Below are 12,377 nucleotides of genomic sequence, written 5' to 3'. Positions count from 1 at the left end.
TTGATTCTGCGGGTCACGGTGTTAGCCTGATCAGGTCAGCGACGACCCCGGGCGGCACCATGACCTTCCCCGTGTACCACCGCGGCGAGGCCTGGCGGGAGCGGCTCGGCGGCGCGTTCAGCGAGCTGTTCCCCGAGCGCCTCGACAGCTCCGAGCCCGCGGGTGACGTCGTTACGACCCCGCTCGGCGAGGTCCACGTCTACACCGTCGCGGGCACCCCGCAGATCGTCCGCCGCTCCCCCGGGACGATCCGGCAGAACCCTTCCGACCTGCTCAAGGTGTGCGTCCAGGTCCGCGGCCGCGCGACGGTCGTGCAGGGCGACCGCGAGATCGTCGTCGAACCCGGGCAGCTCGCGCTCTACGACACCGGCCGCCCGTACGCACTGCGGCTCGAAGGCGAGTGGATCTCCGCGGTGATGGCCTTCCCGCGCGACGTCCTGCACCTGCCCACCGCCCGCGCGATGGAGCACGCCTTCCCCGCCACGAACGGGCCTGGCGCGGTGTTCGCCGACTTCGTCTCGGCGTCGGTCGCCCAGGGCAGCCACCTCTACGCGGCCGCCGCCAGCCGCCTCGGCGACGCCGGGCTCAGCCTGCTGGCCGGCACGCTCACCGAGCACGTCAGCGTCGACGAGATCCCCGACGCGCTGCGCGCCCGCGTGCTCGACCACGTCCAGCGCCACCTCGACGACCCGCGGCTGTCCCGGGCGACGGTCGCCGCCGCGCACGGCATGTCGCCGCGGACGCTGAACCGCCTCTTCGAAGACGAGCCGCACACCGTCACCGACCACATCCGCCGGCTGCGCCTGGACGCCGTCCGCCGCGACCTGCGGGATCCGTTGCTGGCCAACAGAAGTGTCGCGGCGATCGCGTCGCGGTGGTGCTTCGTCGACGCCGCGCACTTCAGCCGGGTGTTCCGCGCCGAGTTCGGGGAGAGCCCGTCGGCGTTCCGGCTCACTTCAGCGCGACCAGGCCCACCACGAACAGCCCCGCCGGGACCACCGCCGCAGACAAGCTGATCAGCCACGTGCCGCCGCGCCAGCCGACCGGCGACGCGTCGAGCACCATGCCGCGCACGAGCGCCGCCTCGACGACCGCCGTCAGCAGGAAACCGAGGCCCACGCTGAAGATCGACGCCGCGCCGACGAAGAACAGGCCCGACGTCGACGCCGCGGCGAGCGGCGCCGCGACCTCCCAGCGCACCAGGCCCGCGCTCGCCGCGAGCAGGGCCAGCAGGAGCACGAACGCGACCAGGAACCCGACCCGCGCGCTGGTGTGGTGCTGGCCGCGGGTGAACAGCCAGAACCCCGCGTCGAGCGCCGCCACGACCACGGCGAGCACCACGAAACCGGCACGGAAAGTCAGCACGTGATCACTCTAGTGTCCGGACGCCGCTACCGGTCGTGAGTGGTAATGAGGGTTAGAACCCTCATTACCACTCACGACAACCGGCACCGACCGCTCAGAAGAAGTGGGCTTCGATGTGGCCCAGCGTGCCGAAGTCGGCCAGCACGTGGCCGCCCGCGTGGATCGGGCACGGCGGGGTCGCCGTGCCGGTCGTCACGACGTCGCCAGGGCGGAGGCGGTGGCCCGTGCGGGCCAGTTCCGTCGCGAGCCAGTGCAGCGCCAGGCGCGGGTCGCCCAGGACGAGGCCGCCGTGGCCGCGGGCGAACTCCGCGCCGTCGGCGTGCAGGACCACCGCCTGGCCCGGCAGGTCGAGGTCGCGCCAGCCCGGCACGGCCCGCCCTTCGACGAACCGGCCCGCGCACGCGACGTCCGCCAGCAGCTGCGGGCCGCCCGCGTGCCGGTGGTCGGTGTAGCGGCTGTCCGGCATCTCGAGCGCCAGGAACATCGTGTCGACCGCGTCGAGCACCCCGCCGAGCGACGGCGCCGGGCCCGGGTCGGCCTTCACGCGGAAGGCGAACTCCGGCTCGGCGACGCCCATCGTCATCGTGTCGGCCGGCACCGGCGGGCCTTCGAGCTGGTGGAAGCGCTCGAACAACGCGCCCGGCAGCGGCCCGGGGACACCGAGGTGCTGCTGGGCGTACGCCGTGGTCGCGGCGATCTTCCAGCCGCTCACCGGGCCGCCCAGCGCGGCCAGCGCGGTCTGGGCCGCCATGCCCTCGGCGGCGTCACGCGGGCGGACGTCGGCCGGGAGCCCGTCCAGCCGCTCGCCGGTGCGCCACGCGTCCCAGAGCAGCTCCGCCGCCCGCTCGTGCTTCACGCCCGTGATCTTGCCAACCGGAACACCGGGTGTCGATCGGCTTCCGCCGCGAACGCCTCGACGGGGCCGCTGCCCTTGGCGTCGAAGTACGACGCGGTGACCGGGATCTGCCGCACGTAGGCCCGCAGCACCGGCGCCGCGGTGGCGGCGTCGGCCTCCTCGACCTCCCACGTCTCGGTCTTGCGGCCACGGCTCAGCCGGGCGACGGCGTCGGCCCGCAGGTTGTGCACCCAGGCGACGGCGCCGTAGGGCGCGACGAGCCACCGGTCGCCACCGACCTCGACGACGTTCACCGGTGTCGTGCGCTCGAGCCCGCTCTTGCGGCCCTTCGTCGTCAGCAGCACGCCACCCTTGCCCGCGGCCGGGACGCCGCGCGCGAGCAGCGGCTTCACCAGCGCGTTGACGGTCTTCCGCAGCGTTCCCAGCCGGTACTCCCTGGCCATCATGGGTGCATAGCGTAGGCCCCGGAGAGGTCGCGGACGAGCGCCCAGACGGCGTCGAAGCGCTCGGCGTCGACCACCGGCTTGCGCAGCGCCGCCAGCGCGACGGCCTGCTGGGCCCCGGTCGAGCTCGGCTTCCCGTTCAGGTCCACCGCGGCGAGGCTGAAGTCCTGCACCAGCACCGCGAAGATCTGGTCGACGACCTGTTCGTCGAGCCCGGTGATGCCGGCCTGCTCCAGGATCAGCTGGCCGTAGACGACGAGGGTGAACAGCTCGGTGAGCGCGAGGCCGAAGTCGAGGTCGGCCTGCTGGGCCTCGTCCGGCGTCGCCTCGGTGAGCAGCTTCACCAGCGCGCCGGCCTGCTCGGTGAACAACGCGACGTTCGGGATGTGCGACGCCTGCGCGTACGCGGCCCGCCAGTCGTGGAAGCGGACCTTCGACAACCCGCGCGCCGGGCCCTGGCGGAAGAGGAACTCGTCGTCCGCGGCGTCGGTGCGGGTCGGCACCGGGGTGTACTCCTGCGGCGAGAACAGGTACGCGGGCATGAACTTCGCGATCAGCGCGAGGTTCACCGCGACCGTGCCTTCGAGCTTCGGCAGGCCGTCGATGTCGTTCTTGGCCATCGCGAGGTAGGTGCCGGCCTCGAAACCCTTGGCCGCCACGACGTCGGCGACCAGGCCGATGACCTTCTGCGCCTCGGTGGTCACCTTCATCTTGGTGATCGGGTTGTAGAGCAGGTAGCGGCGGTCGTCCGCGTGCGCGCTGCGGAAGTAGTCGACAGCGCGGTCGGAGAACAGCTTCATCGCCGTCAGCCGCGCGTAGGCCTCGACGAACTCGCGGCGCACGTGCGGGAAGTTCGTCACGGGCTTGCCGTAGAGGACGCGGTTGTGCGCGTGCGTGATGGCCTCGTACAGCGAGTGCGTCGCCATGCCGATGCCGCCGAAGCAGAGGTTGAACTTGCCGATGTTGACCGTGTTCAGCGCGGCGCTGAAGGCCTCGGCGCCGACGTGCAGGAGGTCCTCGGCGTGCACCGGGTAGTCCTCGAGCCGGAACTCGGCGACGTACATCTGCGACGGCACGACGTTCTTGACCACGTGGTAGTTCGGGTGCTCGGCGTCGGCGTAGAAGAAGACGTACTGGTCCGGGCCCTCGACGCCGTCGATCCGGCCGAAGACGGCGACCGTGCGGGCGACGTTGCCGTTGCCGATGTAGTACTTCGAGCCGGTGGCGCGGTAGCCGTCGCCGTCCTTCGTCAGCACCAGGTCGGAGGAGTAGATGTCGGCGCCGTGGTCCTTTTCGGACAGTCCGAACGCGCCGACGCCACCGGCGTCCAGTGCGTCCGCCGCGCGCTTGCGGGCGACGTCGTTGCCGCTCTGCCACACCGGTCCCAGGCCGAGGATCGTGACCTGCCAGGGATACCAGTAGTTCAGCCCGTAGAACCCCAGGATTTCCGACAGCGCGGCGACGCGGCTGGTGTCCCAGCGCTTGTCCGGGTTGCCGTCGGCGTTCGCGGCGGGCGTCAGGAAGGTCGAGAACAGGCCTTCCTTGCCGGCGAACTCGAGGAAGTCCGCGTAGAAGGTGCGCGCGTGGTAGTCCTCGGCCAGCTTCGCCTTGCCGCGCTGCTCGAACCAGTCGATGGTGGCCCGGAGCAGCCGGCGCGTTTCGGCGTCGAAGTGGGCCGGGTCGTACTCGTGCGGGTTCAGCAGCATGGGGTGAGCCTCCTTGATTACCGACCGGTAACTTAGCAAGGCGATCCTGGTGCGGGCAATCTCACTAGGAGTACGTCACTCGCGTTGGGTACACTGATCTTGCGGGCCGCTCAGTTCTGCCTCGGCCCGCTGCTGTTGTCGACTACCACGCGCCGCGGCCGTTGACCGGTCTGCGCCGGGCAGGACAACCCTTCTCAGGTTATGGAGACCAGGGCGCAGCCGCGCCCGCATGCACTTATGAGCACATTCGCTGAACTCGGCCTGCCCACCACGCTCGTGGACGCGCTGGCCGCTCAGGGCGTCACCGAGCCCTTCCCGATCCAGGCGGCGACCCTGCCGCACACCCTCGCCGGGCGTGACGTGCTCGGCCGCGGCCGGACCGGTTCCGGCAAGACCTACGGCTTCGTGCTGCCCGTGCTGGCCCGCCTCTCGGCGGGGCCGACGCGGCGCAAGCCCGGCCGTCCGCGCGCGCTGATCCTGGCGCCGACCCGTGAGCTCGCGACGCAGATCGAGGCGTCCATCCTGCCGCTGGCCAAGCCGCTGGGCCTGCGCACGACCACCATCTTCGGCGGCGTCTCGGCCAACCCGCAGATCACCAAGCTGCGCGACGGCGTCGACATCGTCGTCGCCTGCCCCGGCCGGCTCGCCGACCACATGCGCTCCGGGCACGTGAAGCTCGACGCCATCGAGATCACCGTGCTCGACGAGGCCGACCACATGGCCGACCTGGGCTTCCTGCCCGAGGTGCGGCGGATCATGGACGCGACGCCGTCCCGCGGCCAGCGGATGCTGTTCTCCGCGACCCTGGACAACGGCGTCGACGTGCTGGTCAAGCGCTTCATGAGCAACCCGATCACGCACAGCGTCGACTCGGCGCAGTCGCCGGTCTCGACGATGGAGCACCACGTCCTGCACCTCGAGGAGACCCACCGGCTGCCGGTGCTGGTCGACCTCACCGCGGCACCGGGCCGCACGCTCGTGTTCACCCGGACGAAGAGCCGCGCGAAGGCGCTGACCCGCAAGCTGGTGGCGTCGGGCGTCCCGGCCGTCGAGCTGCACGGCAACCTCGGCCAGAACGCGCGCACGCGCAACCTCGAGGCGTTCTCCTCGGGCGCGGCCAAGACCCTGGTCGCGACGGACATCGCGGCCCGCGGCATCCACGTCGACGACGTCCGGCTGGTCATCCACGCCGACCCGCCGGTCGAGCACAAGGCGTACCTGCACCGCTCGGGCCGCACCGCGCGCGCCGGCGCGTCCGGCACGGTCGTCACGCTGATGACCGACGAGCAGGTCCGCGACGTCCGCGACCTCACCCGCAAGGCCGGCATCAAGCCGACCACCACCCAGCTCGGCCCGGGCCACCCGCTGCTGGCGGAGCTGGCCCCGGGCGAGCGGTCGTTCACGGCGGCGCCGAAGCGGCCCCCGGTGGACAACCGCCCGAAGAAGGTCACGGCTTCGGGCGCGGCCCGCCCGGCCCGCGTGCGCGACGGCGACGAGCGCCCGGCCCGCGGCGGACGCCACGGTGGCGCGGGCGCGCCGAAGGAGAACCGCGGCGGCCAGCGGGCCCGGGCGAACTCCCAGTCCCGCCGCGACGACCAGCCGCGTTCGGACCGCCGCACCCAGTCTTCGGAGCCGGGCCGCGGTTCGGGTTCGGGCCGCAGGTCGGGCGCCCCGGCGGCGGCCGGCGCTTCGGGCTCAGCCGACCGCCGCGGTTCCGGCGGCGGCGGTCGCCGTGGCGGCGCTCCTGCTGCGGGCGCGGGCGCCGGCGCCGGCCGGTCTGGTGGCGCGGCGGCGTTCTCCTCGGGCACCCGCGCGGGCGCCCGCCGAGGCCGCTGACCTTCGCATCTAGCTGACATCGACCCCCGGGCTGCGGCCCGGGGGTCGATGTCATTTGCACGGGCCGGCGCCGGTGGGTGGCCGAGGCCGGGCATCTGACTCCGGATCAGAGTGACCCGCTCGTGGCGAGGCACCGGTCCGCGGCCGCGTTCGCCCCCTGGGCTCCGGCCCGGGTCGAGTCGTCTGCACGGGCCGGCGGACGGCCGACGCCGGGCATCTGACTACGGATCAGAAGGACCCCGCTCGTGGCGAGGCACCGGCCCACGGCCGCATTCGCCCCCTGGGCTCCGGCCTGAGGGTCGAGTCGTCTGCATGGTGACGGCGCCGGCGGATGGCCGACGCCGAGCATCTGACTACGACCAGAAGGGCCCCACTCGTGGGGAGGCACCGGCCCGCGGCCGCATTCGCCCCCGGGGATCCGGCCCGAGGGTCGAGTCGTCTGCATGGTGATGGAGCCCGGCACCGGGCATCTGACTACGGATCAGAAGGACCCCTCGCGCGCACTCCGCTCGCGTGAGGCACCGGCCCACGGCCGCACTCGACCACCGCGGGCAGCCCAGCCACCGCGCCAACGGCTGTTCAGGCCCACCCTCGCGATGGCAGCCCCCACCCGTCCCTGGGGGGCGGCCCCTGTCCAGTCTATCGGCTCTGACCTGCGAAAACCGTCGTCCGCGAAATCTGTGGACAACCGGACCCGATGTGGACAACTCCGCGGCGGGCCGGGTTGCGCGGCGATCACCGGGGTGCGGCCGCGGCCGTGGCATGCTCACGGCCATGGAGGACACGGAACTGGTGCAGACCGGGATCGGCCTGCTCGCGTCGGTCTACCGGCTTCGGCGGAACCTGCGCGACGGCAACGACGAGTCCGGCTCGAGCGGGTACCCCGAGCTGCTCGAAGGGGCGTTCGACTTCACCATGACCGCGGACATGAACGTCCCGGAGGAGCACGTCGCCGACGTTCAGCACATCGTCAACCAGGCCGTCGACCAGCTGGCGCACCGTCAGGAGGCCGTCATGCGCGGGCTGCTGATGGGGTTCGTCAAGGTCGTCGAGGCCTATGAGGAAGAGCAGCCCGAGCCAGACGTGCTGGAGGTCCTTCAGCAGCTTTCGCTCGAGGTGGCGACCGCCCCGCCGGAGGACTGATCGACCGGGTGGGTCAGGATCCGGCCCGTCCGGGGGCCGCCGACGCCGTCCAGGCCGTGCCACTCCTGGGCCACCAGGTACAGCGTGTCCTCGCTCAGCGCGCACGCGAAGCACCCGCGGTCCAGCTCCACCCGCTCCAGGACTTCGCCGCCTTCGCGCACCCGCGTGCACGACTTGCCCGGGACGTCCGCCACCCAGATCGCGCCCGACGCGTCCAGGGCGATGCCGTCCGGGACGCCGTCGCCGAGGTCCGCCCAGACCCGGCGCTCGCCCAATGCGCCGTCCGGTGACACGGTGAACGCCGTCAGCCGGTTCGCGTACGACTCCGCCACGACCAGCGTCGAGCCGTCCGGGGTCAGGGCCATGCCGTTGCCGAACGCGATGTCGTCCGCGACCTGGCGAGCCACGCCGGAAGGCGAGACGTGCCAGACGCCGCCGGGGCGGTACGGCTCCCCCGCCATCAGGTCGAAGCCGCCGCCGTTGACGTAGCAGCCGCCGTCCGAAGCCACGACGATCTCGTTGAAGCCGGTCGAGCCCAGGTCGGCGTGGGTGGACAAGGAGCCGTCCCGGGACAACCGCAGCAGCAGGCCCTGCGACGACGAGACGATCAGCGGGTCGCCGCCGAGGAAGCCGAAGCACATCGGCATCGTCGGGAAGTCCGCGCGGAACACCACCTCGCGCTCGCCCGCCGGCGTGACCGCGACGATCTCGTGGGCCAGCCAGTCGGCGAACCACAGCCGGCCGTCGTGCCAGCGCGGGGACTCGCCGAACGCGATCCCGTCGATCAGCACCCCGGTCATCGCCACACCCCCAGCACCAGCGCCACGACCACGATCTTCACGAGCCAGTCGCCCGCGTGCAAGGCGGCCAGCCGCACCGGCACGTTCTCGTGCAGCACCGACCCGGCCAGGATCAGCACCGGGAAGCCCACCCAGAGCACCAGCGCCAGGCCGAGCGCACCCGCGACGCCGCCGACGCCGACCGCGGTGCTCAGCCCGGCGAACACCGTGACCAGCGCCAGGGTCCGGACGAACTCCGCCGCCGGCTTCCACGGCGCGGGCCGCTCGGCGGCCGCCTCGCTCAGGCCGGCCCAGACCGTCCCGAACGCCGTGTACCAGGCGGAACTCACCACGAACCCCGCCACCGAGGCCACCAGCACAGCCACGACACCCATCGCCATCTCCTTCGCGCAGGACCTGCTTGCGAAGGGGACGTCGACGCCGTCGGCGGCGCTTCGACACGCCGCGCGGAAAAGTTTCTAGAGCGACGACGTGAGCCCGCGGGCCCGCAGCACCGAGCGTTCCAGCGGGCGGAACACGATCAGCTCGATCCCGACGCCGACCAGCAGGATCAGGAAGATCGCCGCGATCACCGTCTCGATGCTGTTGAGCGAGGAGCCCTGGTTCAGGTACGCGCCGAGGCCGACGCCCAGCTGCGGGGACAGCGCGATCAGCTCGGCCGCCATCAGCGAGCGCCACGAGAACGCCCAGCCCTGCTTGAGCCCGGCGAGGAAGCCCGGCAGCGCCGCGGGAAGCAGGATGTGCCGGGCCGACGACAGCCGGCCCGCGCCCATCACCTGGCCGACGCGCGGCAGGATCGGCGGGATCTGGTCGATACCCGAGACCAGGCCGTTCGCGATCGACGGCACCGAACCGAGCAGCACGACGAAGTAGATCGCGCCGTCGTTGATGCCGAACCACAGGATCGCGGCCGGCACCCACGCCACCGACGGCAGGCTCTGCAGCCCGGTCAGCAGCGGCCCGATCGCGGCCCGCACCACGCGGACCTTCGCGACGAGCAGCCCGAGCGGCGTGCCGAGGACGACCCCGGCGACGAAACCGAGCGCGGCGCGGTGCACCGACGTCCAGACGAACCCGAACACCTCACCGGTGACGACGTGGCTCCAGAACTCGTCCCAGACGGCGATCGGCGCGGGCAGCTGCGTCTCCGGCCAGAACGCCGCGGCCCACAGCAGCTGCCAGACGACGACCAGCACGACGAGCGCCAGCACCGGGGGCAGGAACCCCCAGGCGAACCGCTTCCAGAAGCTCGGCCGGCGGTCCCCGACCGGAGTGTCCAACGAGTCCAGTCCAGCACCTACAGCGTCGAGATCCTCGACATCTGCGGGCCGGTCAAGCTGCGGCATGGGTGCTGATCACCTCTCGCAGGTGCCCGGTGATCTCTTCGGTCAGCTCCTCGGCGTCGGCCAGCGGCACGTCCACCCACTCGCGCACGACCCGCCCGGGCCGCGACGACAGGAGCACCACGCGCTGCCCGAGCCGGACCGCCTCGCGCACGTCGTGGGTCACGAACAGCACCGACGTGCCGGTGCTGCGGTAGACGCGCAGCAGCTCACCCTGCAGGACGTCGCGGGTGATGGCGTCGAGCGCGGCGAACGGCTCGTCCATCAGCAGCAGCGCCTGCTCCGGGTCGCCGCCGACGCGCAGGGTCGCGGCCAGCGCGCGGGCCAGCGCGACGCGCTGGCGCATCCCGCCGGACAGCTCGTGCGGCCGCTTCGCCCCGGCGTCGGTCAGCCGGACCAGGTCCAGCAGCTCGGCGGCCTTCTCCCGGCGCTCGGCCCGGCCGAAGCCGGCCAGGCGCAGCGGCAGCTCGACGTTGCGCGCGGCGGTCAGCCACGGCATCAGCGCGGCCTCCTGGAACATCACCGCCGGCCGGGACGTCGTGAGCGTGATCTCCCCCGCCGACGGCGCGTCCAGGCCCGCGACCAGGTTCAGCAGCGTGCTCTTGCCGCAGCCGGACGCGCCGAGCAGGCAGACGAACTCGCCCGGCGCGACCGTCAGGTCGACGCCGTCCAGCGCGACCACCGCGCGCCCGCCCGTGCCGAACGTCTTGCGCACACCGTCCAGCCGGACCGCGGCCGTGCCGGTGTGCCCGGTCCGGCCACTCGGGAGGGTCGTGGTCATCGCAGGCTGCCTCTCCGGATCACTTGATGAGCTCGGGCGCGTTCACGGCGGGCTGGTTCTGGGTCTTGAGGACGTCGTTGAGCGGGCCGAAGTCGGCGAAGCCCTTCAGCGCGACGACGCTCTTCACGACGCCCGCGGTCACCGAGTCCTGCGCGAGCTGCGGGAACTCGGCGGGGATCGGGTCGGAAGTCAGCTCGATGTTCGAGAACGCGCGGTCGATGACCGCCGGGCTGAGGCTGCTGCCGGCCAGCTCCTTGAGCGCGCCGTTGACGACGGTCTTCGCGTCCGCCGGGTTGGCCTTCGCCCAGTCGATCGCGGCCAGCTGGCCCTTCAGCACGGCGCGGACGGTGTCCGGGTGCTCCTGCAGGAACTGGCTGCGCACGATGACGACGGTGGTCGGGAACCGGCCGCCGGGCCACAGGTCCTTCTCGTCGACCAGGACCTTCGCGCCGGCGTCGAGGACCAGCCGCGACGACCACGGCTCGGGCAGCCAGCCGCCGTCGACCTCGCCCTTCTTGAAGGCGTCGAGCGTCTTCGAGTTGTCCAGGTTGGTGATCTTGACCTGGCCGGTCAGGCTCTTGCCGGCGAGGAACTTCTTGAGCGCGACGTCCTGGGTGTTGGCCAGCTGCGGGGTGGCGATGTTCTTGCCCTTGAGCGCGTCGACGCTCGCGATGTCCGGCTTGACGACCAGCTGCGCGCCGCCCGAGACCGCGCCGGAGATCAGCTGGATGGTGCCCTTGGACTTGGTGAAGGCGTTGATCGCCGGGCCGGAGCCGATGTAGGCGATGTCGAGGGAGTTGCCCAGCAGCGCGTTGACCTCGTCGGGGCCCGCGTTGAACGTCTGGGTGGTGAGCTTGGTCGAGCCCAGTTCCTGCTTGAAGAAGTCCTTCTTGACGCCGATCAGCGCCGGGGCGTGCGTGACGTTCGGGAAGAACCCGAGCCGGACCTCGGTGGCGGCGCCCGCGTTGGCGGCGGGGGCGGTGTTCTCCGCGGCGCGGGAGCAGCCGGCGAGCACGCCCACGACGGTCAGGGCGGCGAACGCCGAGGCCAGGAAGCGGGTTCTGTGGTGGGAGCGCACGTCAGCGTCGCCTTTCACGGGGTCGATGTCGGGGGCGAGGTTCGCACGGTCACCCACTGGGGCGCATAGCCATCCGCATCCCGGGAAAACGAGTGAGATTCCTTGACATCGACGATTCAGGCGCCTAAGTGCAACCTCCTGGGCCGCTCGCGCGTGGTGCTCACGACGACTTCCGAGGGGGAGCTGTGGAACCTGACGCGCGAAACCGGCTGACGAGCCAGCTGGTGCTGCTGATGTGGGCGGCTCTCGGACTGGGGCCGATCGGCGCCGACTGGCTGGAGACGACGGGCCTGGGCGAATGGCCGGCCGTGGGGGCGGTCGCCGCGGCCCCGCTGCTGGGTCTGCTGGCCGGTCTGGCGGTCTGGGCGCTCTCCGGGAGGCCGCGCCCACGGGCCGCGTTCCTGCCGGACTGGGCGGCCGTGCCGTCCCTGGCCATCGGCCTGACGGGCCTGGTCACCGGCACGGCGTCGCGGGGTCACCTGTTCGTGTTGACCTTCCTGACGGGCCTGGCGTTGATCGTTCTGCTGGTCGTTGCCATCGAATTGCGGGTTGCGGGCAACCGGACGCGTCATCCGGACGTGGTACAGGTGACCACGGACTTGGGAGGGATGACATGACGAGCACCGCACACCGTGCCGGCCAGGGGGCCACCATCCGCGTGGCGCTGGTCGTTCTCTTCGTCGGGCTGGGCCAGGCGTCGTTCGAATGGCTCCGGTCGCTGGGGATGGACGCCGTGACGAGCATGGTCGTCTGGGCGATCCCGGTCGCCACCGCGGCGGCCGTTTCGCTCGTGCTGTGGCTGGCATCGGACCGCGCGTTCGCGCTGCGGACCTGGCTGCCGGTCAGCCTGTGCATTCCGGTTTACCTGGGCGGCCTCTTCGGCCTGGCGACCGGCACGGCGAGCCTGGTGGCCTCGATCGTCAGCGGCGTCGGACTGGGGATCACGGTCGTCGCCGTGGCCGGCCTGTACCGGGCCCGCCGCCAGGACGACGCCCGCGAACCGGCCCGCCAGTAGTCCGTGAATGC

The 12,377-nt window shown here is 72.1% G+C and carries 14 protein-coding genes; 5 read left to right on the top strand and 9 right to left on the bottom strand.

Features of this window, described 5'->3' with window-relative positions; translation table 11 throughout:
• The first annotated feature begins 59 nt into the window (after window positions 1-59).
• Entirely contained in the window at window positions 60-1,016 is a 957-nt protein-coding gene (locus OG439_RS46795) for a helix-turn-helix domain-containing protein (RefSeq protein WP_326946762.1), read from the top strand.
• On the opposite strand, the gene OG439_RS46790 is transcribed toward OG439_RS46795, so the two are convergent.
• The 4 genes from OG439_RS46790 to OG439_RS46775 all read right to left on the bottom strand — a co-directional run bounded on the left by OG439_RS46790 (window position 952) and on the right by OG439_RS46775 (window position 4,370).
• Window positions 952-1,365 carry a hypothetical protein gene (locus tag OG439_RS46790; protein WP_326946761.1) on the bottom strand — a complete coding sequence of 138 codons (414 nt, stop codon included), beginning with the start codon at window positions 1,363-1,365 and terminating at the stop codon, window positions 952-954. The genes OG439_RS46795 and OG439_RS46790 overlap by 65 nt on opposite strands.
• A 94-nt stretch (window positions 1,366-1,459) precedes the next feature.
• Window positions 1,460-2,221 (bottom strand): 2-keto-4-pentenoate hydratase, encoded by a 762-nt coding sequence (locus tag OG439_RS46785; protein ID WP_326946760.1) that lies wholly within the window; start codon window positions 2,219-2,221, stop codon window positions 1,460-1,462.
• Window positions 2,218-2,667 (bottom strand): nitroreductase family deazaflavin-dependent oxidoreductase, encoded by a 450-nt coding sequence (locus tag OG439_RS46780; RefSeq protein WP_326946759.1) that lies wholly within the window; start codon window positions 2,665-2,667, stop codon window positions 2,218-2,220. The genes OG439_RS46785 and OG439_RS46780 overlap by 4 nt, the downstream gene beginning before the upstream one ends.
• Window positions 2,664-4,370 carry an acyl-CoA dehydrogenase gene (locus OG439_RS46775; RefSeq protein ID WP_326946758.1) on the bottom strand — a complete coding sequence of 569 codons (1,707 nt, stop codon included), beginning with the start codon at window positions 4,368-4,370 and terminating at the stop codon, window positions 2,664-2,666. Before OG439_RS46775 ends, OG439_RS46780 begins: the two co-directional genes overlap by 4 nt.
• A 237-nt stretch (window positions 4,371-4,607) precedes the next feature.
• Here OG439_RS46775 and OG439_RS46770 point away from each other — a divergent pair, with 237 nt between their 5' ends.
• Window positions 4,608-6,206 carry a DEAD/DEAH box helicase gene (locus tag OG439_RS46770; protein ID WP_326946757.1) on the top strand — a complete coding sequence of 533 codons (1,599 nt, stop codon included), beginning with the start codon at window positions 4,608-4,610 and terminating at the stop codon, window positions 6,204-6,206.
• A 774-nt stretch (window positions 6,207-6,980) separates the two neighbouring features.
• A complete protein-coding gene (locus OG439_RS46765) occupies window positions 6,981-7,349 on the top strand; it encodes a hypothetical protein (protein ID WP_326946756.1) in 369 nt (122 codons plus the stop codon).
• Here the strand turns inward: OG439_RS46765 and OG439_RS46760 are convergent.
• From OG439_RS46760 to OG439_RS46740, 5 genes are all read right to left on the bottom strand, one after another.
• Window positions 7,304-8,149: an SMP-30/gluconolactonase/LRE family protein gene (locus OG439_RS46760; protein WP_326946755.1), complete on the bottom strand. Its 846-nt coding sequence runs from the start codon at window positions 8,147-8,149 to the stop codon at window positions 7,304-7,306. The two genes, OG439_RS46765 and OG439_RS46760, sit on opposite strands and share 46 nt — an antisense overlap.
• Window positions 8,146-8,523 carry a DUF1761 domain-containing protein gene (locus tag OG439_RS46755; protein ID WP_326946754.1) on the bottom strand — a complete coding sequence of 126 codons (378 nt, stop codon included), beginning with the start codon at window positions 8,521-8,523 and terminating at the stop codon, window positions 8,146-8,148. The genes OG439_RS46760 and OG439_RS46755 overlap by 4 nt, the downstream gene beginning before the upstream one ends.
• A gap of 84 nt (window positions 8,524-8,607) precedes the next feature.
• The gene (locus OG439_RS46750; protein ID WP_326946753.1) at window positions 8,608-9,495 is read right to left on the bottom strand and encodes an ABC transporter permease; all 888 of its coding nucleotides are present in this window, start codon (window positions 9,493-9,495) and stop codon (window positions 8,608-8,610) included.
• Window positions 9,482-10,273 (bottom strand): ABC transporter ATP-binding protein, encoded by a 792-nt coding sequence (locus OG439_RS46745; protein ID WP_247061646.1) that lies wholly within the window; start codon window positions 10,271-10,273, stop codon window positions 9,482-9,484. The genes OG439_RS46750 and OG439_RS46745 overlap by 14 nt, the downstream gene beginning before the upstream one ends.
• Before the next feature lie 19 nt (window positions 10,274-10,292).
• A complete protein-coding gene (locus tag OG439_RS46740; protein ID WP_326951797.1) occupies window positions 10,293-11,351 on the bottom strand; it encodes an ABC transporter substrate-binding protein in 1,059 nt (352 codons plus the stop codon).
• Window positions 11,352-11,536: 185 nt separating this feature from the next.
• Between OG439_RS46740 and OG439_RS46735 the strand changes: the two genes are divergently transcribed.
• Window positions 11,537-11,968 (top strand): hypothetical protein, encoded by a 432-nt coding sequence (locus tag OG439_RS46735; protein ID WP_326946752.1) that lies wholly within the window; start codon window positions 11,537-11,539, stop codon window positions 11,966-11,968.
• Window positions 11,965-12,366: a hypothetical protein gene (locus OG439_RS46730; RefSeq protein ID WP_247061644.1), complete on the top strand. Its 402-nt coding sequence runs from the start codon at window positions 11,965-11,967 to the stop codon at window positions 12,364-12,366. Before OG439_RS46735 ends, OG439_RS46730 begins: the two co-directional genes overlap by 4 nt.
• Window positions 12,367-12,377 lie beyond the last annotated feature (11 nt).

Source organism: Amycolatopsis sp. NBC_01307, assembly GCF_035975215.1.
Lineage (GTDB): Bacteria > Actinomycetota > Actinomycetes > Mycobacteriales > Pseudonocardiaceae > Amycolatopsis.
The sequence above is the reverse complement of the archived record's forward strand: the minus strand, read 5'-3'. Positions and strand labels throughout refer to the sequence as shown.

Bases quoted from the DNA above. Each gene is read 5' to 3' on its own strand.
- OG439_RS46750 (WP_326946753.1), bottom strand. From the start codon at position 9,495: ATGCCGCAGCTTGACCGGCCCGCAGATGTCGAGGATCTCGACGCTGTA.
- OG439_RS46780 (WP_326946759.1), bottom strand. From the start codon at position 2,667: ATGATGGCCAGGGAGTACCGGCTGGGAACGCTGCGGAAGACCGTCAAC.
- OG439_RS46755 (WP_326946754.1), bottom strand. From the start codon at position 8,523: ATGGGTGTCGTGGCTGTGCTGGTGGCCTCGGTGGCGGGGTTCGTGGTG.
- OG439_RS46765 (WP_326946756.1), top strand. From the start codon at position 6,981: ATGGAGGACACGGAACTGGTGCAGACCGGGATCGGCCTGCTCGCGTCG.
- OG439_RS46770 (WP_326946757.1), top strand. From the start codon at position 4,608: ATGAGCACATTCGCTGAACTCGGCCTGCCCACCACGCTCGTGGACGCG.
- OG439_RS46775 (WP_326946758.1), bottom strand. From the start codon at position 4,370: ATGCTGCTGAACCCGCACGAGTACGACCCGGCCCACTTCGACGCCGAA.
- OG439_RS46745 (WP_247061646.1), bottom strand. From the start codon at position 10,273: ATGACCACGACCCTCCCGAGTGGCCGGACCGGGCACACCGGCACGGCC.
- OG439_RS46760 (WP_326946755.1), bottom strand. From the start codon at position 8,149: ATGACCGGGGTGCTGATCGACGGGATCGCGTTCGGCGAGTCCCCGCGC.
- OG439_RS46795 (WP_326946762.1), top strand. From the start codon at position 60: ATGACCTTCCCCGTGTACCACCGCGGCGAGGCCTGGCGGGAGCGGCTC.
- OG439_RS46730 (WP_247061644.1), top strand. From the start codon at position 11,965: ATGACGAGCACCGCACACCGTGCCGGCCAGGGGGCCACCATCCGCGTG.